This window comes from uncultured Pigmentiphaga sp., assembly GCF_937950555.1.
Lineage (GTDB): Bacteria > Pseudomonadota > Gammaproteobacteria > Burkholderiales > Burkholderiaceae_B > Pigmentiphaga.
Map to the genome: position 1 here is coordinate 383,122 of NZ_CALFCW010000030.1, position 24,876 is coordinate 407,997.

Annotated in this window: 19 protein-coding genes; 11 read left to right on the forward strand and 8 right to left on the reverse strand. The window is 62.4% G+C overall.

Features of this window, described 5'->3' with window-relative positions:
- Positions 1–73 precede the first annotated feature (73 nt).
- The 3 genes from aceE (at position 74) to lpdA (ending at position 6,419) form a co-directional block, all read left to right on the forward strand.
- Complete coding sequence (gene aceE, locus Q0319_RS08370) at positions 74–2,788, forward strand: pyruvate dehydrogenase (acetyl-transferring), homodimeric type (RefSeq protein ID WP_296468817.1); 2,715 nt, start codon at positions 74–76, stop codon at positions 2,786–2,788.
- Positions 2,789–2,906: 118 nt separating this feature from the next.
- Positions 2,907–4,580, forward strand: a complete 1,674-nt coding sequence (gene aceF / locus Q0319_RS08375) for a dihydrolipoyllysine-residue acetyltransferase (protein WP_299451753.1) — start codon at positions 2,907–2,909, stop codon at positions 4,578–4,580.
- Positions 4,581–4,589: 9 nt separating this feature from the next.
- A complete protein-coding gene (gene lpdA / locus Q0319_RS08380) occupies positions 4,590–6,419 on the forward strand; it encodes a dihydrolipoyl dehydrogenase (protein ID WP_299451755.1) in 1,830 nt (609 codons plus the stop codon).
- 235 nt (positions 6,420–6,654) lie between these two features.
- Here the strand turns inward: lpdA and Q0319_RS08385 are convergent, their stop codons facing one another.
- Positions 6,655–7,347: a YafY family protein gene (locus Q0319_RS08385; RefSeq protein ID WP_299451756.1), complete on the reverse strand. Its 693-nt coding sequence runs from the start codon at positions 7,345–7,347 to the stop codon at positions 6,655–6,657.
- Between the two features lie 127 nt (positions 7,348–7,474).
- Here Q0319_RS08385 and Q0319_RS08390 point away from each other — a divergent pair, with 127 nt between their 5' ends.
- Positions 7,475–8,245: a hypothetical protein gene (locus Q0319_RS08390; RefSeq protein ID WP_299451758.1), complete on the forward strand. Its 771-nt coding sequence runs from the start codon at positions 7,475–7,477 to the stop codon at positions 8,243–8,245.
- 4 nt (positions 8,246–8,249) lie between these two features.
- Here the strand turns inward: Q0319_RS08390 and Q0319_RS08395 are convergent, their stop codons facing one another.
- The gene (locus tag Q0319_RS08395) at positions 8,250–8,954 is read right to left on the reverse strand and encodes a glycosyltransferase (protein WP_296470808.1); all 705 of its coding nucleotides are present in this window, start codon (positions 8,952–8,954) and stop codon (positions 8,250–8,252) included.
- A gap of 108 nt (positions 8,955–9,062) precedes the next feature.
- Here Q0319_RS08395 and Q0319_RS08400 point away from each other — a divergent pair, with 108 nt between their 5' ends.
- The 4 genes from Q0319_RS08400 (at position 9,063) to Q0319_RS08415 (ending at position 14,696) form a co-directional block, all read left to right on the forward strand.
- Positions 9,063–10,010 (forward strand): hypothetical protein, encoded by a 948-nt coding sequence (locus Q0319_RS08400; RefSeq protein ID WP_299451760.1) that lies wholly within the window; start codon positions 9,063–9,065, stop codon positions 10,008–10,010.
- A gap of 30 nt (positions 10,011–10,040) precedes the next feature.
- On the forward strand, positions 10,041–10,907 hold the full coding sequence (locus Q0319_RS08405; protein ID WP_299451762.1) for a glycosyl transferase: 867 nt from the start codon (positions 10,041–10,043) through the stop codon (positions 10,905–10,907).
- A 281-nt stretch (positions 10,908–11,188) separates the two neighbouring features.
- Positions 11,189–12,142 carry a glycosyltransferase family 9 protein gene (locus tag Q0319_RS08410; protein ID WP_296470423.1) on the forward strand — a complete coding sequence of 318 codons (954 nt, stop codon included), beginning with the start codon at positions 11,189–11,191 and terminating at the stop codon, positions 12,140–12,142.
- A gap of 325 nt (positions 12,143–12,467) precedes the next feature.
- The gene (locus Q0319_RS08415; protein WP_299451765.1) at positions 12,468–14,696 is read left to right on the forward strand and encodes a mechanosensitive ion channel domain-containing protein; all 2,229 of its coding nucleotides are present in this window, start codon (positions 12,468–12,470) and stop codon (positions 14,694–14,696) included.
- 57 nt (positions 14,697–14,753) lie between these two features.
- On the opposite strand, the gene Q0319_RS08420 is transcribed toward Q0319_RS08415, so the two are convergent.
- A complete protein-coding gene (locus Q0319_RS08420; protein ID WP_299451767.1) occupies positions 14,754–15,695 on the reverse strand; it encodes a phytanoyl-CoA dioxygenase family protein in 942 nt (313 codons plus the stop codon).
- 260 nt (positions 15,696–15,955) lie between these two features.
- On the opposite strand from Q0319_RS08420, the gene Q0319_RS08425 reads away from it, so the two are divergent.
- From Q0319_RS08425 to Q0319_RS08435, 3 genes are all read left to right on the forward strand, one after another.
- The gene (locus Q0319_RS08425; RefSeq protein WP_299451769.1) at positions 15,956–17,674 is read left to right on the forward strand and encodes a hypothetical protein; all 1,719 of its coding nucleotides are present in this window, start codon (positions 15,956–15,958) and stop codon (positions 17,672–17,674) included.
- Positions 17,675–18,088: 414 nt separating this feature from the next.
- Positions 18,089–18,871: a response regulator transcription factor gene (locus Q0319_RS08430; protein ID WP_299451771.1), complete on the forward strand. Its 783-nt coding sequence runs from the start codon at positions 18,089–18,091 to the stop codon at positions 18,869–18,871.
- 220 nt (positions 18,872–19,091) lie between these two features.
- Positions 19,092–19,733, forward strand: coding sequence for a response regulator transcription factor (locus Q0319_RS08435; protein WP_299451774.1), 642 nt, complete (start codon positions 19,092–19,094; stop codon positions 19,731–19,733).
- Positions 19,734–19,751: 18 nt separating this feature from the next.
- On the opposite strand, the gene Q0319_RS08440 is transcribed toward Q0319_RS08435, so the two are convergent.
- From Q0319_RS08440 to Q0319_RS08460, 5 genes are read right to left on the reverse strand one after another with little or no spacing between them, the layout of a single operon-like run.
- Positions 19,752–21,005, reverse strand: a complete 1,254-nt coding sequence (locus Q0319_RS08440) for a glycosyltransferase WbuB (protein ID WP_299451776.1) — start codon at positions 21,003–21,005, stop codon at positions 19,752–19,754.
- Entirely contained in the window at positions 21,002–21,565 is a 564-nt protein-coding gene (locus Q0319_RS08445; RefSeq protein WP_299451778.1) for a putative colanic acid biosynthesis acetyltransferase, read from the reverse strand. Before Q0319_RS08445 ends, Q0319_RS08440 begins: the two co-directional genes overlap by 4 nt.
- Complete coding sequence (locus tag Q0319_RS08450; RefSeq protein WP_299451780.1) at positions 21,562–22,458, reverse strand: glycosyltransferase family 2 protein; 897 nt, start codon at positions 22,456–22,458, stop codon at positions 21,562–21,564. Before Q0319_RS08450 ends, Q0319_RS08445 begins: the two co-directional genes overlap by 4 nt.
- A gap of 26 nt (positions 22,459–22,484) precedes the next feature.
- Positions 22,485–23,603, reverse strand: coding sequence for a glycosyltransferase (locus tag Q0319_RS08455; protein ID WP_299451782.1), 1,119 nt, complete (start codon positions 23,601–23,603; stop codon positions 22,485–22,487).
- A complete protein-coding gene (locus Q0319_RS08460; protein WP_299451784.1) occupies positions 23,596–24,870 on the reverse strand; it encodes an O-antigen ligase family protein in 1,275 nt (424 codons plus the stop codon). Before Q0319_RS08460 ends, Q0319_RS08455 begins: the two co-directional genes overlap by 8 nt.
- Positions 24,871–24,876: the final 6 nt, after the last annotated feature.

Sequence of the window (24,876 nt, forward strand, 5' to 3'; positions counted from 1 at the left end):
GAAGGCCGCCAACAGCGACTAACCCTTTGGATGGCTACGAGCCGTCTGGATGTCAGAGACTCAGGAGACAGGCATGTCCGCTCTTCCTCAGGTCGGGGCCGGCGTAAACGCTGCCAACGACGAAGATACCCTGGAAACCCAAGAATGGCTCGACGCCCTGGAAGCGGTCCTGGACCGCGCAGGCCCTGAGCGTGCCCATTATCTGCTGGAACGCCTGATCGACCTGGCCCGGCGTTCTGGCGCATACATCCCGTTCTCGCCCAATACGGCGTACGTCAACACCATTCCTCCCCACATGGAGCCGCCGCATCCGGGCAAGCTGGACCTGGAAAACCGCATCCGCTCCTACATCCGCTGGAATGCGATGGCGATGGTGGTCAGGGCGAACCGCCTGCATCCGCCAGATGGTGGCGACCTGGGCGGGCACATTGCATCGTTCGCCTCGCTGGCGACCATGATCGAAACCGGCCAGAATCATTTTTGGCATGCCGAGACTGCCGACCACGGCGGTGACCTGGTCTATTTCCAAGGCCACTCCTCGCCGGGCGTTTATGCGCGCGCGTACCTGGAAGGGCGCCTGACCGAGGAACAGCTCGACCATTTCCGCCAGGAAGTCGACGGTAAGGGCCTCTCGTCCTACCCGCATCCGAAGCTGATGCCCGACTTCTGGCAGTTCCCGACCGTTTCCATGGGCCTGGGCCCCCTGATGGCCATCTACCAGGCACGCTTCCTGAAATACCTGCACGCCCGCGGCATTGCCGATACCAGCAAGCGCAAGGTGTGGGTGTTCTGCGGCGACGGCGAAATGGATGAGCCCGAGTCGCTTGGCGCCATCAGCCTGGCCTCGCGCGAGAAGCTCGACAACCTGGTGTTCGTGATCAACTGCAACCTGCAGCGCCTGGACGGCCCGGTGCGCGGCAATGGCAAGATCATCCAGGAGCTGGAAGGCGAGTTCCGCGGCAGCGGCTGGAACGTCATCAAGCTGATCTGGGGTGGCTACTGGGATCCGCTCCTGGCGCGCGACAAGGAAGGCATCCTGCGCCAGATCATGGAAGAGACCGTCGACGGCGAATACCAAGCCTACAAGGCGAACGACGGCGCGTTCGTGCGGGAGAAGTTCTTCGGCAAGCATCCCAAGCTGCTGGAGATGGTCAGCCGCATGAGCGACGAAGACATCTGGCGCCTGAACCGCGGCGGCCATGATCCGCACAAGGTTTATGCCGCCTTCGACGCCGCCCAGAAGTCCGTGGGCCGCCCGACCGTCATTTTGGCCAAGACCATCAAGGGTTATGGCATGGGCGCGGCCGGCGAATCGCGCAACCCCGCTCACCAGCAGAAGAAGCTGGACAACGAGATCATCCGGGCTTATCGCGATCGGTTCAATATCCCCATTCCGGACGACAAGCTCGAAGAGGTACCGTATTACAAGCCGGCCGACGACGCGCCGGAAATGAAGTACCTGCACGAACGCCGCCAGGCGCTGGGCGGCTACCTGCCCAAGCGCCGCCAGAAGGCCGACGAGCACCTGCCGGTGCCGCCGCTGTCGGCCTTCCAGGCGGTGCTGGATCCGACGGCCGAGGGCCGCGAAATCTCGACTACGCAGGCTTTCGTGCGCATCCTGACGCAGCTGTTGCGCGACAAGACCCTGGGGCCGCGCGTCGTGCCTATCGTTCCCGACGAGTCGCGTACCTTCGGCATGGAGGGCCTGTTCCGCCAGATCGGCATCTACGCGCCCGAAGGCCAGAAGTACGTGCCGGTCGACAAGGGCCAGGTCATGTACTACCGCGAGGCGTCCGACGGCCAGATCCTGGAAGAGGGTATCAACGAGGCGGGCGCGATGAGTTCCTGGATCGCCGCGGCGACCTCGTACTCGAGCAACAACCGCATCATGGTGCCGTTCTACATCTATTACTCGATGTTCGGCTTCCAGCGCATCGGTGACCTGGCCTGGGCCGCCGGCGACATGCAGGCCCGCGGCTTCATGTTGGGCGGCACGGCGGGGCGCACGACGCTCAACGGCGAGGGCCTGCAGCATGAGGACGGCCATAGCCATTTGATCTCGGCGACCATCCCGAACTGCGTGTCGTACGACCCGACCTTCGCGCACGAGCTGGCGGTGATCATCCAGCACGGCCTCAAGCGCATGGTGGAAGACCAGGAAAATGTCTTCTACTACATCACGGTCATGAACGAGAACTATGCCCAGCCGGGCCTGAAGGCCGGCGACGAAGAGGGCATCATCCGCGGCATGTACCTATTCAAGAAGAGCGAGGCCAAGGCCGAGCAGCGCGTCCAGCTGCTGGGGTCCGGCACCATCCTGCGGGAAGTAATCGCCGCGCAGGAGCTGCTCGAGAAGGACTGGGGCGTCGCCGCCGATGTCTGGAGCGTGACCAGCTTCACGGAACTGCGCCGCAACGGCTTGGACGTCGAGCGTTACAACCTGCTGCATCCCACGGAGAAAAAGCCGCAGGTGGCGTATGTGACCGAGCTGCTGGAGAAGACCGAGGGTCCGATCGTTGCGTCCACCGACTATATGAAGGCGTTCGCCGACCAGATCCGTCCCTTCATTCCGAAGGGCCGCACCTACAACGTGCTCGGCACCGACGGATTCGGCCGCTCGGATTTCCGCTCCAAGCTGCGCCATCACTTCGAAGTGGACCGCTATTTCGTCACCCTGGCCGCCCTCAAGGGCCTGGCCGACGAAGGCAAGATCCCCGCGAAGAAGGTGGCCGAGGCCATCAAGAAGTACGGCATCAACCCCGAGAAAGCCAACCCTCAATACGCCTGATAGACGGCCGGGATGGTTAAGATAGGGCCCAGCCCTATCTTGTCCGCCCGGCCGGCGCGCGCCCGCCCGCGGCGGCAGCGGCGCGCCCGGCGGGGTCCGGCTTTCTGGAGACTACAGAATGAGTAATGTGATCGAGCTGAAAGTCCCCGACATCGGCGACTTCAGCGATGTCGAAGTGATCGAAATCCTGGTCTCGGTCGGCGACACCATCAAGCCCGAGCAGAGCCTGGTCACCGTCGAATCGGACAAGTCGTCCATGGAGATCCCGGCCTCCCAGGGCGGGGTGGTCAAGGCCGTGAAGGTCAAGATCGGCGACAAGGTCAGCGAAGGCACGCCCCTGGTCGAGATAGAAGCCGCCGGCGAGGAAGGGGCAGCGGACAAGGAGGAACAAGTTCCACAGGCCGCCGCGCCCGCTGCGCAGGCTGCTCCGAAGGCCGCTGCGGCCGAGCAGCCCGCCCCGCAGCCTGCCTCTTCCGCCGGACAAGGGGCCGAGCAAGTCGTGACCGTTCCTGACATCGGTGACTTCAAGGACGTCGAGGTCATCGAAGTGCTGGTCAAGGCTGGGGACCGGGTCGCCGCTGAGCAGAGCTTGGTGACGGTCGAGTCTGACAAGTCCTCGATGGAAATCCCCAGCTCCGCGGCCGGTGAGGTGCTGGAAGTGCTGGTCAAGGTGGGCGACAAGGTCTCCGAAGGCAGCCCGCTCGTGAAAGTGAAGTCGGACGCTGGCGCAGCGCCCGCAGAAAGCGCGCCTGCCAAGGCCGAGGCGCCGGCTGCGCAGGCGGCTGCCGCGCCGGCTTCCGCCCCGCAGGCCTCGGCGCCTGCCCCTGCCGCCAGGCGCCAGCCCCCCGTTCCTGCCGATGCGGAGGGCGAACGGCGGGGCGTCAAGCCGCACGCCTCGCCCTCGGTGCGCAAGTTTGCGCGCGAGCTGGGCGTGGACTTGACCAAGGTGACGCCCACCGGGCCCAAGGGCCGCATTACGCCGGACGACGTGCGCAACTTCGTCAAGCAGGCGCTGGCTGGTGCGGGGGCTTCCGCAGCGCCGGCCGCGGCGGGCGGTGGCCTGGACCTGCTGCCGTGGCCCAAGGTGGATTTCGCCAAATTCGGCGAAATCGAAGCCCAGCCGCTGTCGCGCATCAAGAAAATCTCCGGCGCCAACCTGCACCGCAACTGGGTGATGATTCCGCACGTTACCAATAACGAGGATGCAGACATCACCGACCTGGAGGCATTCCGCGTCCAGCTCAACAAGGAAAACGAGAAAGCAGGCATCAAGGTCACCATGCTTGCCTTCCTGGTCAAGGCCGTGGTCTCGGCGCTGAAGAAATTCCCCGAGTTCAATGCCTCGCTCGACGGCGAAAACCTGATCCTGAAGAAGTACTACCACATTGGGTTTGCGGCCGATACGCCCAATGGGCTGGTGGTACCGGTCATCCGCGACGCCGACAAGAAGGGCGTCCTGGAACTGGCCAAGGAAACCGCGAATCTGGCCAAGAAGGCGCGCGACGGCAAGCTCTCGCCATCGGAGATGCAGGGCGGCTGCTTCTCGATCTCGTCGCTGGGCGGCATCGGCGGCACGCATTTCACGCCCATCATCAACGCCCCCGAAGTCGCCATCTTGGGCGTGAGCCGCTCGTTCATGAAACCCGTCTGGGATGGCAAGCAATTCGTGCCGCGCCTGACGCTGCCCCTGTCCCTGTCGTACGACCACCGCGTCATCGACGGCGCCGCGGCCGCCCGCTTCAATGCCTATCTGGCCGGGGTGCTGGCGGACTACCGCCGCATCCTGCTGTAAGGAGCAACGATGGCGATCGAACTCAAGGTACCCGACATCGGCGACTTCAAGGACGTCGAGGTCATCGAGATCCTCGTGTCGGTGGGCGACTCGATCCAGGCAGAGCAGAGCTTGGTGACGGTCGAGTCCGACAAGTCCTCGATGGAAATCCCGGCCTCCCAGGGCGGGGTGGTCAAGGCAGTGAAGGTCAAGATCGGCGACAAGGTCAGCGAAGGTACGCCCTTGGTCGAGATAGAGCCCGCAGCCGATGCAGCAGCCGCGTCCGCCAGGGTCGTGCCCGATCCGACGGCGCGCACCGGATTCCCGCAGGTTGAACTGGCCCCTCCGGCACTGGATGAATTGGGTGAACCCACCTCCGACAAGCCGGACCCCGATCCCGTGCCCGTGCCCAGCCCCGCGCCCGTTGCGGCGAGTTTCGGCGGCAAGGCCGACCAGAGCTTCGACGTTGTCGTGCTCGGTGCCGGCCCGGGAGGTTATTCGGCTGCTTTCCGCGCCGCCGACTTGGGCCTGAAAGTGGCGCTGGTCGAGCGCTATTCGACCCTCGGCGGGGTTTGCCTGAACGTAGGTTGCATTCCTTCCAAGGCCTTGCTGCATACGGCGGCCGTCGTCGACGAAGCCGCGCGGATGGCCGAGCATGGCATCTCTTTCGGCAAGCCCGAGATCGACCTCGACAAGCTGCGCGCATTCAAGGATAGCGTGGTCGGCAAGCTCACCAATGGCCTGGCGGGCATGGCCAAGGCCCGCAAGGTGACCGTCGTCACCGGCGTCGGCACGTTCCTCGATTCCCACCACATCGAGGTGCAAACGCAAGGCGGCAAGCAGGTGCTGCAATTTGCCAACGCCATCATCGCTGCAGGCAGCCAGTCGGTGAAACTGCCGTTCGCCCCCGAGGACGATCGCATCGTCGATTCCACCGGCGCGCTGCAATTGAAGGGCATCCCCAAGAAGATGCTCATCATCGGCGGCGGCATCATCGGCTTGGAAATGGGGACCGTGTACTCGACCCTAGGTGCTCGCCTGGACGTCGTCGAGATGATGGACGGCCTCATGCAGGGCGCGGATCGCGACCTCGTGAAGGTCTGGCAGAAAATGAACGAACACCGCTTCGACAACATCATGGTGAAGACGAAGACGGTGGGTATGGAAGCCAAGCCGGACGGCATCTGGGTGACCTTCGAGGGCGAAAACGCACCCAAGGAGCCGCAGCGCTACGACCTGGTGCTGCAGGCCGTCGGCCGCAGCCCCAATGGCAAGAAAATCGGCGCCGAGAAAGCGGGCGTGATCGTCGGCGACCGCGGATTCATCCCGGTGGACTCGCAGATGCGCACCAATGTGCCGCACATCTACGCCATCGGCGACATCGTCGGCCAACCCATGCTAGCCCACAAAGCCGTGCATGAGGGCCACGTGGCCGCCGAAGCCGCCGCGGGCAAGAAGAGCCATTTCGATGCCTCGGTGATTCCGTCGGTCGCTTATACCGATCCGGAAGTCGCCTGGGTGGGGCTGACGGAAGACGAGGCCAGGAAGCAGGGCCGCAAGGTCGTCAAGGGCCTCTTCCCCTGGGCAGCATCGGGCCGGGCCATCGCCAACGGGCGCGACGAAGGCTTTACCAAGCTGCTCTTCGATGAAGAGACGCATCGCATCGTAGGCGGCGGCATCGTCGGCACGAATGCCGGCGACATGATCGGCGAGATCGCCCTGGCAATCGAGATGGGTGCCGACATGGTGGACATCGGCAAGACCATTCATCCGCACCCGACCCTGGGCGAGTCCATCGGCATGGCTGCCGAGGTGGCGGAGGGGGTGTGTACGGATCTGCCGCCAGCCAGGAAAAAATAGGCAAGGCCGTTCGTCCGTCGACGGGGAACGGCGCTTCGGCCGTTCCCAAATACGCCAAAGGCTCCCATGGGGAGCCTTTGGCTTTTGCGGGGATGCCGATTGCGAGCGCTCAAGGTGGTTTCGTGTCATGCTTGGCATTCCTCGGCCCGAAATCTATGCGTTGCATGCGCGCCGACGAGCCGAGAAAACGAGCCCACGCAGGCGGCCGCGATTGAGTAGGCCCGGCCTATGCGTGCTAATGGCGAGATGGAACCCTGTTCCCTCCCAGCGCCTGCCACTGCTTGCGCAATTGAGCGCGCCGGGACGGATAGCGTTCCGGCAGCAATTCGGCCGATACCAGTCTTTCGACCTGGAAGTGCCGGAACTGCCGTCGCCGTTCGCACCAGGCCGCGACGATGCGCATCCGCTCGAAAAAGCCCAGGGCGAAGGGCCAGATGATGCGCCGGCTCATCCTGCCGCGTTGGTCCCGGTACGCGATGGCGATTTTTCGTTCTTCGCGGATGGCCTGGCGCAGCAGCGGCAAGTGTTCGCGGCCGGCGTGGGTGCGGGCAGGCACACGCAAGGAATCTGCATCCAGTTCCGGCCGCAGCTTGGGCGGCAGCACGCCGGCGATTTTGCCTAAGGCTTGTTGGGCGTAGTCCGCCAATTCGTGGTCGGTATGGGCGGCGACCCAGCGGGTGCCCAGGAGCAGTGCTTCGAGCTCCCCGCGAGAGAACATCATGGGCGGCAGCAAGAATCCGGGCGTCAGCAGATAGCCGACGCCTGGTTCGCCGCGTATCGCTGCTCCCTGGGCTTGCAGGCTGGCAATGTCCCGGTAAAGCGTCCGCTGGCTCACGCCCAAGGTCCGGGCCAGCTCCGCGCCGCTGACAGGCTGGCGATGGTGGTGCAGGATCTGAAGTAGGGCCAGAAGACGTTCGGCGCGAGACATCGGGTAGATCTCCAGGCGCTCCGGGCGCGCGTGTCAAAGCTTAAGAACTGAAAGCAAAAATTTACTCGAGGGAGCCTCCACGACAGGTGGGTTATATGAATCCATTATTCCATTCCAGTTTCCCAGCATGAATCCTTTCGTCGCAGCAAAAAAGCGCATTTATCGATGGATTAAGTATCGCCTGGTGCGGCCCGGGCCACCGCCTTCGCCCGTTCGTTTTACTGGGCCCATCGTAGTGTTGGGATCGGCTCCGGTTTCGCATCGGCCAGCGGGACTGGACCACGGTTTCTCGGTGATTACCGTCAACGGCTCCCAAACGGTGCTCGCTGAATGGGGCGTGGAGCAGCCAGACATAACGATGATGATGTTCAATCAGGTAGAGGGTACGACGCACAATGCGCGGGAAGTGAGGCGCGTTTTATCGGGAAAACGGACGGGTGCGCTATTCGTGCTGTTATGGCGAAAAAATGAACGTGAGCGGTTGAAACGGGGGTTGGCGGCATTCAATTACGGATACGATTTTCTTTATATCGTGGATCGTTATGAACGCATGGCTTTGCTCGACAGGGTTACCGGTTTGCGTTCCTTGGAAATCGATGCCGAATCAAAATGTTCGAATGGCGTCTATGCGATCCTTTTCGCGCTGTACCATCGTGCGCCTGCCGTGATCATGACCGGCATCGATCCCTGCTCGAGCGGCCACGCCTATAACGATGCCGGGCTGGCGAGGTTGCACGCACGCATGGATGCCCTCGTCATTGGGCGGCTTCTCGGGGCCGGGCAGCCGCTGTTTACCGCGGATCCCGATGTGGCGCGCACCACCGGGGTGCCACTCTGGACGCAGGCGCTTGCCGACGAGTTGACCTGGAAGGCGGCGAGTGCCGCGGGCGCGGCATGAATATTCAACGGCCCGGGCATGTAGGGAGGCGTCCCGCATGCAGCAGACGATCGCGGACGGCAAACCACTCGTCCGCATAATCGTCGTTCCGGTGCTCCTCGAAATAGGGGCCGCCATCGGTGAAATGAACCAGTTTGGCGTCCGGGCGATAATCATATTCCCTCACTAGCCAATTCCAGGTAGCGGGCAACTCCCCCACCAGGGCTTCGGAGTCCAGCCATTTGAATTGGTGCAGCTCCAATCCCCCGGCGTGGTTGACGTATTCCGGCACGAGGGCCATGCATCGTGCGTTGTTGAAAAGCATCACGCTCGACCAATTTTTCTTGGCGTAATTCGTCTGGATGTTTCCGAGGAATTTCGTGGCGGTCTTGGGGGCGTATTCGTGTTTCACGCACATGACGGCAAACCGGTCGTCGCGCAGCGACCAGAGTTCGGCAATGTCGGCGCGCACCAGCGTGTCGCAATCGATGAATAAAGACCAACCTTCATAGCGGCCCAGGTAGGGAACCATGAATCGAGAAAAGGAAAACTCGGTGGACTGAAGAGGGTGGCGTTCCCGCGTGAAGACGCCTTGGAGGTGGGGCAGGGCCACGGGGGTAAACGAAACCGGAATGGAACTTTTCTCCAAAATACTATGGCAAAGCACATGGTAGGCTACGACCTCTTCGCTGTCGTAGCCGACATAAATCCGGGCGGGTTCCGTCGTCATGGGTGACCATCGTCGTGGTTTGTGGTTATGACGTTGTAGCGGGGCTGCGCCTGGCGGCACGTATCACAACGTTTCAATCATGCGCGGAATTCGTTCGACTTCCTGCGCGTGGCGGAAAACAATGTGCCCATGCTGATCACCCGCCGCATCGCGAACACCGCGTTCAAGCTGTTGTACCGATATAGCCACGGGCCCGCGCATCGCCACAACGAGCGCTTCTGGCCGCATGTCTCCGTCGAGCGCGACGCCCGCGGCGACCTGACCGGCTTCTCCTATCGCGGCCGGGCCCTGCCGTTGGCCAATCGGGAGATGATGCGCGGCGCCTGCCGCGGCACGGGCCACATCATCGCCTGCGGTCCCTCGATCAATGACATCGAATATGACCGCCTGCAGCTGTCGAGCGTCATGGGCGTGAACGGCGCCATGACGCTTGCCGAGCGCCATCCGATACGCTTCGATTATTACTGTTTCAACGACACGGGTTTCCTGCGGGCCCGCTTCGATCTGGTGGCGCGGATCGTGGCGGAGGATTTGCTGCTATTCACGACGCCCTTGTGCCTGTGGCACATTCTTCAGCGGGTGTCGCCCGGAGATCTGCGTTGTAGGTTGTTCCTGGTAGAGAACCCGCAGCGCCGGGCCTTGCTGCCGGCGCGCACCATGGAGGAGGTCCGGCGCGATCACCCGGACGACGAGTTGACGATTTTCGATCCTGAGCGAGGCTTGGGATTCAGCCGCGACATTCGCAAGGGCCTGTTCGACGTGGGGACGGTAGCCTATACGGCCCTGCAAATCATGGTTTGGCTGGGATATTCGCAAATTGTGCTGCATGGGGTCGACTTGAACAATGCGGCGGCCACGCCGCGTTTTTACGAAACCCCGGAGAACCGCCTGCCCACGACGCTGGACCAGTACCTGCCCGGGCACATTCTTCCGTCATTCGTCCGGGCGGCGGCCTTATTGCGGGAAGCAGGCGTTGAAATCGTCAATTTGTCGCCCAAGGGAGCGTTGGCCGGCGAGCCTTTCCGGCAGCTCGATTGGCATGCCCTGGTTCGATGACTCGCGGAAGGTTCGTGCACGGAGGACGGCATGGAAGACCGGATCAAGCTCTTCATCGGATGCGATCCCAACGATTGCGACCTCGAGCAAATGATGGTGCTGGAATACAGTGCGCGCAAGCACAGCTCCCTGCCCATCGACATCGAGTGGATGAGGCTGTCCCGTGCCCCGTCCAGCTTCTGGTTCTCCGATCCGGCGCAAGGGCAGGGGTGGCGCACTGAAGCCTGGGCGACCCCGTTTTCCGGGTTCCGCTGGGGCGTGCCGGCTTTTTGCGGCTACGAGGGGCGGGCCATTTACATGGACACGGACATGCTCGTGCTGTGCGACCTGGCAGAGCTGTGGCGCGTGCGCATGGCGCCGGGCAAAGTCCTCACGGGCAAAGGGCGCAAGCACTCGTGGCGCTTTTGCGTGGCTGTCTGGGATTGCGCCGCGGCGCGCGCCCATTTGCCGCCCATCGAACGCCTGCGCGCCGACCCGGACTCGCATCGACGCATGATGGAATACTTTTCCCAGCGGCCCGAACTCATCGAACCGATGGGTTCAGACTACAACAACATCGATGGCGAAAAGGCGGCGCTCGAGCAGATCCGGATCCTGCATTATTCCGACATGGGGACGCAGTTCAGCCACAAATACTCGTTCCCCAGGCTGCAGCAAGAGGGGCGCAGGCATTGGTTCGACGGCCAGGTGCTACCCCATCCCCGGGCCGACCTTGCCGAATTGTTCGATCGTTACTATCACGAGGCGCTGGGCGCGGGATATGCGCTCGAACGCTACCGGGCGCCGCATGCCTTCGGTGAGTTGCCCAAGGCTTCGCAGCGCGATTACGCCGGCAACCACCGCACGCGCCGTCGTTCGTTCTGGTCACGCCTTGGGCTCGGCCGCTTGATGGGGTGACGTTTTTTCAGAGCTTCGCGGGGAGGCCGCCGCGACGACGGCTCTTGACACGTCCGCGCCTCGGATCGTGCAAATACCGCTCATCCGTGCATCGCGCCGGATATGCTTCAGCGCACGAGACGTTACGATAAAAAACAAGTTGCGACAGAGTGCTCGGTACAGTGGTACGGATGTCATCCAAGCACTGTGGAGTCGCCATCAAACAGGTTCCGTATCCGATACAGAGGGGCTGGTCCGTTGCCTTCGTGATGTCGCCGCGGATCGGAGATACGCTCATTTCGATGGTGGTCGCCAACAACCTGGCTCGCCACGGGGTGGACGTCACCCTTTACAGCGACCACCTGCATGACATGCGGAACTGGTTCCCCGGTTTCCGCATCGAACCCGCGTTGCGTCCGCCGCAGGCCCCCGCCGAGCTCGCGCGCCATGACATCGTGCTTCATGCTTATGAATCTGACGTGGTGGGCGATCATCCCCGCTGCTGGGTCATGGACCGGTGGCCGACGTATCGGCAGGTCAAACCCATGGTGGATATCCAGCTGGAGATTTGCCGAGAGTGTTTGGGCCTGCCCGATCCGCTCACGCGCGAGAACGGGCTGGTGCCGCCGGTCGATGCCGGTGGGGACAAGGTACGCAACCGGGTCGTCATCCATCCCACCGCGAGCGATCGCCAGAAGCAGTGGCTGCCCCGGCGTTTCCGGGAGCTGGCCCAGGTTTTGCACGGCCAGGGCTACGAGCCGTGTTTCGTGGTCGAGCCCAACGAACGCGCCGAGTGGGCGTGGGTGGAGAAGCAAGGGTTTCCTCTGGTCTCGTACGCTGCGCTGGACGATCTCGCACGCTGGTTGACCAAAGCGGGGGTCTTTGTCGGCAATGATTCGGGCATCGCCCACCTAGCCTCGAACCTGGGCGTTCCTGCCGTTTCCCTGGCCATGCGTCCGCGCATTGCCCGCAGGTGGGCCCCGGGGTGGGCGCCTAGCCTGGCGATTACCCCGCCTCCGGTAATGCCGGGCCGGTGGCTGCGCGAACTCTCCTGGAAATATCTGTTGTCGGTGCGCAAGGTGGAGAGGGCCGTGGAAGCCCTGCGCCGACGCGTCATGAACACGCCCCTGGCCTTTGGCGCTGACTTCGCGGGCGGGCCTCCCGCGCCGCTTGGCCGCCCGGCAAACACCCCCGCAAGCACTATGCTTTCGACCATCACCGATCGTTTGCCGGGTCCGCACCAACCTACTCCCTGAGCGCGGTTCCCACGCGCGCCTGGCTTTGTGGCTCGCGCACGCGGGGTTCCACTGGTGAAAACGCGTGCTGCGTCGATCGACGCGGCACGCTCCCGATTTGTCTCATCGGGCAGCCTGTTTTACGCTTTCCCATTTGCGGCGCCGGGGGCGCCTGCCTGCATTTTCCAGACTCGCTTTCTCATTCGGAGACTCTCTAGTGGTTCGACTCGCAACGACAGCATCCCTTTTGTCCTTGCCAACGCAGCGCGATGCTTCCCCGATCCGCCGCAAACTGTCGAAGCCCTGGCCGCTCCGTTTCCTCTTATTGTTAAGCCTGCTGTGTGCGTTGACCTTGGGCCGGCCGTCCTCGGCTGCCGATGCGGCCGGCGCGCAGGCGGCGCAGGCGCTCACGCCCGCCGCGCTGGCGGACGTGCTGGAAAACCCGGAAACCCGCAAGGCGTTGATCGAACAATTGCGTGCACAGGGACAGAGCGCTTCCCAACGGCAAGGCGAGCCTCCCGCAGGTAAGCCGGCCGGTGAAAGTCCCCCAGGGTGGCGGCAACGGATCACCGAGGGAACCCAGCGTTTCCTGTCTGGCCTAGTGCTGGACGTCGCGCAGGGGGCCTCCGATATCCGGGACTTGTTGTCCGGGAAAGGGCTGGGGCTGGAAGATGACGCGACGACGCAGGCTTTGCGGCGATTGGCGGTCGCGGTGGCAACGGCTCTCGTGGCGTTCGTGTTGATGCGCCTGGTTGCGCTGTGGATATACCGCCGCATCGATGATTGGGTGGCTGGCCTGGGATGGAACACGAAGGGTGGGCAGGAACCGGTAAGCATGCCGGTCCTCGTCCGGCGCGCGGGAGCCATTGCGGGTGCATTGGTCATTGACGTGCTGGTGGTTCTGCTCGCCGCCGGAGCCGCGTATGGCGTGGGCGTGTACGGCGGCCCGGGGGGCGGGGCTGTTGACCCCATCGTCGCAGTGTTTCTCAAGGCTTTTCTCGCCGTCGAGATCACCAAGGTCCTGGTGCGTACGGTTTTTTCGACGCGCTATCCGCATTTGCGCTTGCTGCCGATGTCGGACGACATGGCCAAGTATTGGAATGGATGGTTGATCGTCCTGCTCACGGCGGCCGGCTACGGGACGATGCTGGTCGATCCGGTGGTGTCGCTTGCGCTCTCGCGGGCCCTGGGGCGGCTGACCGGATTGATCATCATGCTGGCGGTCTATGTTTACGCGGTGCGCATCATCTGGCTCAATCGCCTTCACGTCAGAGAGAAACTGGCGCACAGCGGCGCCCGGACACTGACTTTCCTGGGTACCTCGCCGCGCTTGCTGGCGCGCGTCTGGCACTGGCTCGGGATCGGTTATTTCTCCGTGCTGTTGGTCGTGAGCCAGCTGGATCCGACCAATGCCTTGCCGTTCATGGTCACGGCAACGCTGCAGACGCTCGTGGCGGTAGGCGTGGGCAGCCTCGCCACCTTGCTGTTGAATAGCTTGCTGGCCAAGCCGATACGGATTTCCGATGAGCTGCGCCTGCGCCTACCCATGCTCGAAGCCAGGTTGAACGCATATGTGCCGACTGCGTTGCGGATCGCGGGCTGGGTGGTGCGCATCGTCGTCTTGCTCCTGGTGCTGGATGCCTGGCGTGCGTTCAACTTGTCCCATTGGCTGACCTCGGGCGCAGGGGCAGCCGCCATCGGCGTGGCCGTGAACGTGCTCATCGTCTTGTTGATCGCGGCGCTGACCTGGACCGTCGTTGCCAGCATCATCGAGCATCGCCTGCATGTTCGCGAGGGGCGGCCGCTGCCGACGGCCCGCGAGAAAACGTTGCTGTCGCTGTTCCGCAATGCCGCACTGATCGTCATCGTGACGATGACCGTCATGGTGGTGCTGTCCCAGATCGGCATCGACGTGGCGCCGCTGATCGCCGGGGCGGGCGTCGTCGGCCTGGCGGTGGGGTTCGGCGCCCAGAAGCTGGTGCAGGACATCATCACCGGGATTTTCATTCAGCTCGAGAACGGGATGAATGAGAATGACGTCGTCCAAGTGGCCGGCGTGTTTGGCACCGTCGAAAAAATGACGATACGTTCGGTGGGCATCCGGACTTTGGACGGCGGGTATCACCTCGTGCCCTTTTCGTCGGTAGACGTAGTCGCCAACCACATGCGCGATTTCTCCTATCACTTGGGCGAGTACACCATCTCGCATCGCGAGAACGTGGACGAGGCCATGCAGCATTTGCGCAATGCCTTTGCCGAACTGATGACCGACGAAGTGCTGGCGCCCGAGATACTCGAGGACATCGCTATTCCCGGCGTGACGGCCGTCAACGAGAAAGGCGTCACCATTCGCGTGTTGATCAAGACGAAGCCAGGCATGCAGTGGGCCGTGCAGCGTGGATATAACCGGTTGGTGAAAAAGCATTTCGCTGCCGCCGGCATCGAGCTTCCGTACCCGCACATGGTGGTGTACTTCGGGCAGGACAAGAGCGGGCATGCGCCGGCGGCCAGGGTGGAACTCGAGGCGCCGGCGCCTGCCGGCACGGCAACCCCGCGCACAGACGGCGCGGCGTAGGACCGTCGCAGCGGCACGCCTGGAGGCTCCCATCCGCGTGGCGGATGGGAGCCTCGGTCAGGCGGTCTCCTTGCGGTTGTTTCCTCCCTGGGGCGTCGTGCGTGCCTTGCCCCTCACTTTGTTGACGGCGCGGATCGTCGCCCATGCCATCCACCTGGGGCTGGTGAGGCGGGCACTCGGCAACCTGCGCATGGCGTCGACCGCCAGGCCGCCACGCCGGTACCATTGCCTGCGCCTCGTCTGGCTGTCGGTCCAGCGCCCTTCCAGCCATGGGAACTCCCGTCGTCCGGGCTTATAGACGGGGGGAGCGTTGAAAATCAGGATATAGGCGAGCCGGTGCGATGGCGACGTATTCGGCGCGGTGTAGTGGAGGGTGCGCGTGTGATGCACCGTGGCGTCGCCGGCCTGCAGGGGGACGGGCACGGCGAGCTCGCGTGGGAAGTCCGCGCAGCACTCCAGCGGATGTAGTCTCTTGTCTCCTCCAGGCGAGCGGTGTTCCAGGACTTCGTACTTGTTCGAGCCCGGGATGAACTGCATGCAGCCGGATTCTTCGTTGACGGGTTGCAGTGCCAGCCAGATGCTCACCTCTCGGTACTCGAAGTCGGGCGAGCGAAAGGCCTCGTCCTGGTGCCAGGGTGTGGCCGGGCCGGTCAGCGCGGGTTTGAGCAGGGCATGCTCGCCGTACAGGTCCGCATCTTTCCCGAGCAGCCGCTTGGCCAGCGCAAGGGCGCGCTGGTAGTAGCGCGTTCGCAGCAGGCTCGGCGCATAGTGCCGGGGATCGTGCAGGCTGGGAAAGGTAATGGGCTTGGACGGGTCGTCCCGCGCCGCAAAATCGTACATGGCACCTTCGTCGTAACCGGTCCGCTTGTTGAACAGGTCCATCAGAGTGTTGCGGATCAACTCGACTTCTTCCGGCGGACATAGGCCTTTGAGTGCGAGGTAGCCTTGTTTCTCGTACAAGGCGGCCTGTTCGTCCGTAATCACGCTAGTCTCTTCCATGATTCCCCCATGTGTGCCTGTGGGCCTCAGCTTTAGGCAAGGTTAAACATGGGGCTAAACGTATCCCCTTGCAGGTGAGCTTAACTATCGCGCTTCGGCCGTAAATCAGAGCGCCGATGCGACAGCCCTACCGATGTATGGCGAGCTAAGGCGGACGCGTTATGCGCGCGCGCGGCCGGCTCGCCACGGCGCTAGGGAATTCCCGCGAATTAGGACGTGTGCACGAGGGCACCGTGGGTTGTGTTCAGGCAAGAGTCTGATTGCGGGCGCTTCATTCATGCGGTCGCCCAGACATTCGTCCTAGGGCGTGTGCAGGCTGGAAAGCATGGGTGAAAGAAAGCAGTATCCATACTGTGATCGGTTTCCAGAGCGCAGGAGCAAAAATGAGCATAGCGAGGATTGCGCTGTTGGTTGATGCCTACGAGCAGCCGGGGTGGGTGTGCGACCTGATCGAATGGATCGTTCAACGCCAGGAGTTCGAGTTGGCAGCGATCCTCGTGGCCCCGCACGGGCCCGTGCGTGCGGGCTGGACGCGCAGGAACGGCCCGCTGATGAAGGCCCTGATCCAGATGGAGCAGCGCGTATTGAGCGAGCGCCAGCGCGCCTTGCTCAGGAGCCAGGACTTGCGCCAGTTGCCGAGCGCCAAGAGTAAACCCATAGACCTATGGCCCAAGACGAATGCGGCCGAGGCATTACACGGACTTGAGCTTGACCTGGTCATCATGCCCGATGGGCTTCCCGTACCCCGCGAACAGTTGCGTGGCGTGGCGCGGATCGGAAACTGGTGTCTCTCGTATTGTGCGACCGATGCGGGAACAGGAAGATACGCCGGCTTTTGGGAAGTCCTGCGGCGCGAAGACCATACTGTGGAAACCTTGTGGTGGCTGGCGGATCGCCCCGAGGACGACGAGCCGATCGAAAAGCGCAGCTTTAACACGGAAGCGTTCTGGCTGAAGAACCAGGCACGTGCGTTCGATCTCGGCAAGCTCATCATCTGCGATGCCCTGCGTTGCTTCGCCAAGGCAGCGCCTTTGCGATCAAGAAATCCCGTTCCCCGCATCGATACCGCGGCTCCGGCCAGCTATCCGACAGAGTGGGACGGAGCCTCGTATCTGGCGCGCCAAGTCTGGCTGGCCGGCGTGCTGGTGATGCGGCGACTGATGAAGCGGAACATGCGGTGGCGAATAGGGATGTTCCCCTCAGTGGGGGCCCAGGCCTTGGTGTCGAAAGCGCTGGTGTTAACGCCCCCGAAGGGGCGGTTTTACGCCGATCCGTTCGTATTCATGCGCAACAACCGTCCCTACATTTTTTTCGAGGATTACGACTTCAGGGAACGCAAGGGAAAAATCGCGGTTGCCACGTATCGGGAAGGTCGTTTCGAGGTGCTAGGGGATGCGTTGAATCTACCTTATCACCTCTCGTTCCCCTATGTGTTCGAATATGAGGGCGCCACTTACATGGTTCCCGAGACCTGTGGCAATCGAACGATCGAATTGTGGAAGTGCGAGGAGTTTCCGATGAAATGGAAACTCGAGTGCATATTGATGAAAGACGTCTCGGCCGTCGATACCGTCATCTTCCGGCATGGTGAATATTGGTGGTTGTTGACCAATATCGATCGGACCGACGGGCTCAGCCATTGCGACGAGCTATTTGCGTTTTACGCAGAATCGCCCACCTCCACAGACTGGCGGCCCCATGCTGCCAACCCGGTGGTGCGTAGCCCGGCCAAGGCGAGAAATGCCGGTTTGATCGTCATGCCGTCGGGAGAGATTATTCGATGCGCTCAATATCAGGGTTTTTGCCAATATGGGAAAGGGATTTCCCTGAATCGCATCGAAAAGCTGACTCCGCTGGAATATCAGGAAACTGACGGAGAGGTGCATTACGCCCAGTTCGTGGGCAAGCCCAACTCCGCCATGCACCACTGGCACAGTCACGGGGGGCACACGGTTTTCGATTTTGCTTATATGGAGTGAATCCATCTTATTCCTACGACGTTCGGGCTCATCCCGATGTCCTAGGCATTGCGTCTAGTCATCCACAGTTCGCACAAAATGATATATATGTTTGCCTCGGGAGGCAGTTGGAGATAGAGACTTACTGGCGCAGAAACGCGCATACCGTTTTAAGGTTGTGCTACAAATAGCGGGAAGACGTTTTTTCTGCGACCGAATGCTACATATTCGGGTTGCCGCAGCCAAGAACGTCTTTTCGTCGGGGTTACCTCACTTTTAATCCACCGAAAGTGCTCACTCCCGCCTAACTTCAGGCAGGAGACGGGTCGTTGATTCCGAGATGGTTGTAACAAAAATTAACGGAATGCGGCGGGGCGCGTGGTGGGCTGATGTCTTATCGGGCTGGTGCCTATTTGGATTTGAACAGAGGAAGTGATGGGAAAAATAGTCCTGATGGAATCTCATCCGTTGCTGCGTCTCGGTTTGTGGCAGATCGTGAAAAAACTGGGCGAGCCTTGGGAGATAGTCGAACTGGATTACGACGCTCTTGCCAAAGGCGAGTCGCCGGCTATCGGAGTAGATCTTCTGATATATGGCGTTTCGTCGGGGGCGGGGTCGGATCGCCAGTACCTCACCGAGATTCATAAAACTCTCCAGCCGAAGCGGATTTTGCTCCTGGCCGATGCGCTGCCGTTGCCGCCAAGCTTCAGCAATTTGTCCGGCTTGCCGGTATCCGGCTGTGTCATGAAAACCGTTTCAGTCGAGATTCTCGAGGCTGCGATTCGGTTGGTCATCGCCGGAGGTCAGTGTTTTCCCGGAAAACAGTTGCAGGCCCCGGATTCCTATTTCCGGCCTGCAGCCGACCAGGCGGGCGGGGTCCTGTCGTCCAACGGGCTCAAGCCGGCAGGTTCGAACGGCAAGCCGAACGAAATCAGCATCGCCGAAGGAGCGCAGCTATTGCAATTGACGCCGCGCCAATACGAAGTGCTGGTATTGCTCGCGCGCGGTCATCCGATCAAGACGATCAGCCGGATGCTCAATATCTCGGTCGCGACCACGAAGACGCATGCGTGTACCCTCTATCAACGCCTGCACGTGCGCAACAAGGGTGAAGCGGTCTATACGGCGCTGAAGCGGGGGGCTACGCTCGAGTGGCACGGCCCGGAACTCGACCGCGACAACAAGCGGGTGCAGCCCTACGCGCATACGCACAAATAGCGTTAATCCGAACCGATTCAATCGCCTGTACGAGAGTCGACACACGCGGCCGCTGATAGGATACAAGCGTGTTGAATGACCGCACGCGGCACCCGTCGGTGGCGGGGCCGCGACGGTTGTGTCTATCAGCAGTGCTCCAGATTCTCTCTTTCCGAGCCGGCCATGGCGTTCCATGGTCGGCCAGGCGGGGCGTCAGGGCGCGTTCAAAAGGCCGCGGGGAATGGCGACAGTTCTGATTGAAGATTACGCGCTGTTGCGGCTCGCTTTGGAACATATATTGATGCGTGTAGAGGGTGCGGGCGAGATCATCGTCTTGTCCGCCCGCCAGCTGGGTGAGCTCGGAACGTCGTGGAACAAGAGCGTGGAATTGCTGGTATTGGACGTGAACCCCGATCCGGTACAAGCCATCGAGACGCTCGAGCGAGCGTTGGCAATATTTTCCCCCCGAGTCGTCTTGACGCTTTATGGCACGGAAGACCCGGCCGTCAGTGCCGCTTTCGCCCGTCGCGGGGTCCAGGGTTACATATCACGCTCTTCCGATCCTGCCGCATTGGCCGCAGCGGTGAGCCTGGTCCTTGCGGGCGGCGAGTGTTATCCACGCCGGGAGATACCGCCGGACATGCCCGTGGCGGCCCGGTCCGTCATGCGGGGGCTGACGAAGAGGCAGGAGGAAATCCTGAGGCTGCTGGTACAGGGACACAGCATGCGAGAGATAGCTGAGCACATCGGCATCTCCGCTGCGACGGTCAAGAGCCATGCGCGCACGCTTTATTGGAAGCTCAACGTGCGCAACCAGGCCGAAGCAGCGTTCGTGGCCCGGCATCGCGGCTTGATCAAGCCGGACGACGAAGGCGAGGACTGAGCCGGGCCGGTAGCGCCGTCAGGCGGCCGGTCCGGTTACCCCTGGGGTATCCCCCCCGATGCAGTGGATGAGCGCCTTTTCGGCTTCGGACAACACGGCGTCGATGTGGAGATGGCGCTGCGCGTAATGCCGCGCGGCGCGGCCGAGTGCGTGGCGGCGGCACGGATCGTCGGCGAGTTCTTCCAGCGCGGCCACGAGGGCCTGTGCATCTTCCGGCGGGATGACGATGCCCTTGCCCGCGACTACCCCGGCGAGTTCCGTTCCTGGTTGTGCGGTGCAAATGACCGGGCGTCCGCTGGCTAGCATGCCCGAGAGCTTGGAGGGCATCACTAAGTCCGCCGCGTTGGCGCGCTGGGGCAGCAGATGGATGTCTGCGGTGCAAAGGAGCTCGCCCAGCCGTTCTGCAGGCTGCAGATCGAGGAAACGGACCTGGGGCAGCCCCTTGCACAAGGCATGCAAGGCATCGCGTTGGGGCCCTTCTCCGCAGAATACGAACCATAGCTTGGGGTGCGCTGCCAACATACGAGCGGCTTGCGCAAGGACTTCGAGGCCCTGTTTGACGCCCATGTTGCCGGCGTAGAGCGCGACGACGGCATGGGGGGGGATGCCGAGCTCGGACCGATAGCGCGATTGGCAGTCTGGGCGGCAGATGGCATCGACGTCGACCCAATTAGGCAGCGTCTCCAGCCGGCGCGCGTCTACGCCCTTGCGCCGCGCCAGTTCGAGCATGCGCCCCGAGATGGTGGAGACGCGATCGAAGCGTCGCAGCAGCCAGCGTTCCAGCCCCAGGACGACTTTTCTCAAGCCACGGCCTTTGAGCAGGCCAAGCTCGAACGCTGCGTCCACTTCGTAGTCTTGGATGTGCAGCCATACTCGCGCGCCGCATAGCCGGGCGGCCAGCCATGCAGCCGGGGCGCAGAAAAGGGAGGGTGCCACGACGAATATGACGTCTGGCCGCTTGAAGGCCTGCATGATGAGGACCGGCAGGCTGGAGGCTGCGAAGCTCGCCAGGTGCAGCAGGCGTTTGAGGCCGCCCGGCCGGGCAGGCACCCAGAGCGGCGTCCGGATGACGGTAACGCCTCGCCAGGTTTCCCGGCGGTAACGCCAGGCCGAGTAGCCTGGCTCGATGCGCCAGGCCGGATAATAGGGGGGGCCGGCAATGACGGACACCGTGTGACCCCGGCCGGCGAGCCAGGCGGCCAGTTCACCGGTGTACTTGCCTATTCCCGTCAGTTCCGGCGCGAAATTCAGCCCGTATATCAAGAGTCTCATGCGTCCACCATTGTGCGCCTGCGCACGGGCCGGCAGGGATTGCCGTGGCAGATCATCGCCGCGGGAACGGGTTTGAATACGGAACTTCGGGCGCCGACTACGGCGCCGGCGCCCACTGTTACCCCGGGGCCGATGAATACGTCGGCCGCGATCCACGCTCCGTGTTCGATGCGGACTGGCCGCTCGCGGATCGGGAAGGCTCGCAGGCTGGGATCGTGGTCGGCAGCGCAAACATAGCTGCGCTGGGACACGACGACGTGATCGCCGATGTGGATGGGAGCAAGGCTGTAGAGCACGACGTCGTCCCCGATCCAGGAATAATCCCCGATGCTGACTTTCCAAGGATAGGTGATCGTGGCGCTGGGACGAATCAAGACCTTCTTGCCGACCTTTGCGCCGAACAGGCGCAGCAGCCATCGGCGAAATCCATAGGCGATTTGCGGGGAACACCTGAAGAGCGTGGCTTGCGCCAGCCACCATATCTGGACGGCCAGGGGGGAGCGGCCGCGCAAGCCGGGGGAAATGGAAAACAGGTCCAGCCTATGGAATTCTTCTTTCACGTGGAACTCCGATCCAGATCGCCCGCCAATCCTTGCCCGGCGCCCTGGCTGGCGCGCGTGGCGGCGGCCCGCATCTCTTCGGTCTTGATGCCTATCTGCCAGTAATAGAACGCGCGTGCGATGGCATAGTGGAATCCGGCCTTGCCGTCGAGGAAGCCGCGCTTGAAGACGTAGCTGTGCAGGAATGCAGTCATGCCCTTGAACGGCAGCTTCTGGAATGCCTTCTTGGCCAATGCGCGCGATCCGACGTTCGCTTCGCGCGGATCGTTGAGCAGGCCTTTGAGGCGCAGGTGGGCTTCCCAGTCCGAATAGCGATTGTGCTTGTCGAAGTAGTGGTAGAGCGAGTCGTGATCCGCGTGGATCATGGGGTTCGACAATACGAAGGTCCGGCCTTCTACATGCGGCTGGTAGTGGCCTTCGACTTCCCACATGTTGGCGACATCCAGGTCGTCATAGTCGAGAAACCGGGCGCGGAACCTGTCCAGCAGCACGAGCTTGTAGACACGATGGCCATGGCGGAGGGTCTTGCCGCAAAAAACATAGTCGAAAGCAGCGAATGCGCCGGCATGGCCGTCATGGAAGCGAGGTAGGCTGTGGCGGATTTCTTCGGCCAGCGCCGGCGTCATTTCCTCGTCCGCGTCGACGTACAGCACGATGCGGTTCGAAAAAGGAAGGTTTTCCAGACACCACTGCTTTTTCTTCGGATACTTGCCGTTCCATTTGAACGGCACCACATGGGCGCCGTGCGCGATCGCGAGGGCCTGCGTCTCGTCCGTGCTGCCCGAGTCGACCACGAACACCTCTGAGAAATCCCGCAGGCTGGCGAGGCACTTGACGATGTTGCGTGCCTCATTCTTGGTCATCACGACGACGGATACCGGAATGCGTTCCAAGGTTTTCTCCGTGAGGGTGGTTGCGGCTATAGCAGCGGGTTGAAAAGTACAGCCACGTTTCTCCGGTGCTGCTCGAGCGAGAAAGCCGCAGCGCGTTCCGCGGCCGCCTGGGCCAGCCGATCGCGTTCGCCTTCGTGATCAACCAAGCGGCGCACTGCGGCGGCCAGGGCGCCGGCGTCACCGACGGGAAAAAGCACGCCGTATTGGCCGTTGGCCAGGATCTCGCCGGGGCCGTGGGGGCAGTCGGCGGCGATGACTGGTACGCCCAGGCACAAGGCTTCCACCATCGCATTGCCGAAACTTTCGCGGCGGGATGTCGAAACGAAGGCGTAAGCCCGTGCCAGGACGGGGAATGGGTTGGAAACATGTCCCGCCAGGATGACCTGGGAGCGGGACGACGAGGCCGCGATTTGCCGCTGCAGTGCATCGCGTTCCGGGCCATCCCCGAAAACGACGAAAGCGATGCGAGGGTCATCGAGCAGGTCAGCCGCCTCGACCAGCGTCTTGAAGTCCTTGAGCTCGTCCAGGCGGCCGATGGCCACGAACTCGAGTACTCCCGGCTGCGGTGGCATGCTTGGCGTGCAGCTGGCCAGGCGGCGGACTTCCTCGATGGGGATGCCGTTATAGACGTGGCGGAATTTTCCGGTCAGCGAAGGAAACATGTTGGAGAGGTCGCGCACGACGCCCTGGGAGACTCCCACGACGAGGTCGTGTTTCGCATAGCTGAAACGCGCGAGCCAACGCTTGAAGCGCTGCACGGCGGAGCCGCTGTAGTGCGCGGCCGGGCTGTTGTGCTCGATGGCCACGGTGGCGTACTTGCGCACGGACAGCATCGACGCCAGCGCCACGAGGAGATTGCATAGCAAGCCATGCGAGCAGACCAACGCTGGAGGGTCGTTGCGCAGGTGGATGAGCAGGCGCCAGAACGCGAGCGGCAGTGCCGAGCGGAAGCGCCAGGGCCCGGGCGTCTCGGGCAGTGCGTACGTGACGGACGGATTCCTGACCTTGAATTCGCCCCGGAAACGGCGAAGCAGGAATAGCGCGGTGTCGATGCCTTCCTCCGGGAGCGCGTCAGTGATGAACATGACGCAGCGACCGACTCCACCGGGTGACAAATCAGGAGCGACGAAGAGGACATCAGCCATGGCGTGCCGCCCGAGGTGTGAGCATGGCGTTCACCCTATCCTGCTCGGCGGCGGCCGTTACTGCCGCGCCGTTGGCCGCCAGCGACAGGCTGTAGCACAGCATGAAGCCGAGGAAGGCGGTCTTGGGAGCATAAGCCAGTCCTCCAGACATCGAGTCGACGACGATGTAGATCGGCAGGCAGCAGAGCAGGTAACGTCGATGGAGCTCCAGGCCAGGATGCCCATAGGGACGGAAAAGCGAGATCAGCAGGATGGATAGCGGCGTCAGCATGATGAGCGCCGTCCCGACGATGCCGAATTTCATCAAATAGAATGCCCAGGAGTTGTGGGCGAAGGTGCTTAGCTCGAAGCCTTCCTCGCCCATGACCCAGCTGCGCAGCCCCGCTCCATGGCCGAAAATGGGCGATTGCCGGAAGAGCTCCATCTGGCCTTCCATTTCCTCCACGCGCGCCCCGTAGCTCGAGTCATATTCCAACGCCTGGACGGTGAAGATGCGGTCGAGGAGGACCTCCACGTAGCCGATCATGTAGAACACAACCATGCCGGCTGCAATCGCTGGGACGAACAGCAACAGCGTTTTCTGCAACGCCTTCGCCTGCCTCCCCAGGAATGCGGCGACGGCGACCGTCACGGCCAACTGGAGATATTGGCTGCGGTTGAGGGACATGGCGAGCGCGAGGAACATGAACAGCGTCCACAAGTAGGCCCGACCGGGGCCCAGGCCGAGCGTATTGGGAAAGAAGAAAATGGCCAGGATGGAGAAGGGAAGCAGCCAGACCGCAAGGCGTACGTTGCGTAGCGGCTCGGTCACGCTGAACCCGACGACCTGCTCGGCGAGCAGGAGGAGTGTGACGGCCAAGCCGGAGTACACGATGGTCCGCTGCAGGAGGGCATATGCGCTAGCCGAATCGATGTCCTTGTAGCAAAGGAAGGGGATGCACATGAAATAGAAAACAATGCGCAGGTCGCGCGCAATGTCCGGAGCGACGATACCAGGCTTGGGATGGATGCTCGTCGCGGCCAGATAGGCAAGTGCCAGGCATTGCAACAACATGGGCAGGAGCACCGGGCCCGACGGAAGCGCATAGGCGCCGGGCTGTCCCAGCCGGGAGAATTTGACGATGACGATCGTGACGAAGAGCAGGTCGAACGGCGAGAGCTTGAAATTGCCTACGCCAATGGTGAGTTCGTCGAAATTCAGGGCCGTGGCGGCGAAAAAGAACAGGCACAGCCAGGGTAGGGTGGAGCGCGTGGGCGAGGGCATCATGGAGGC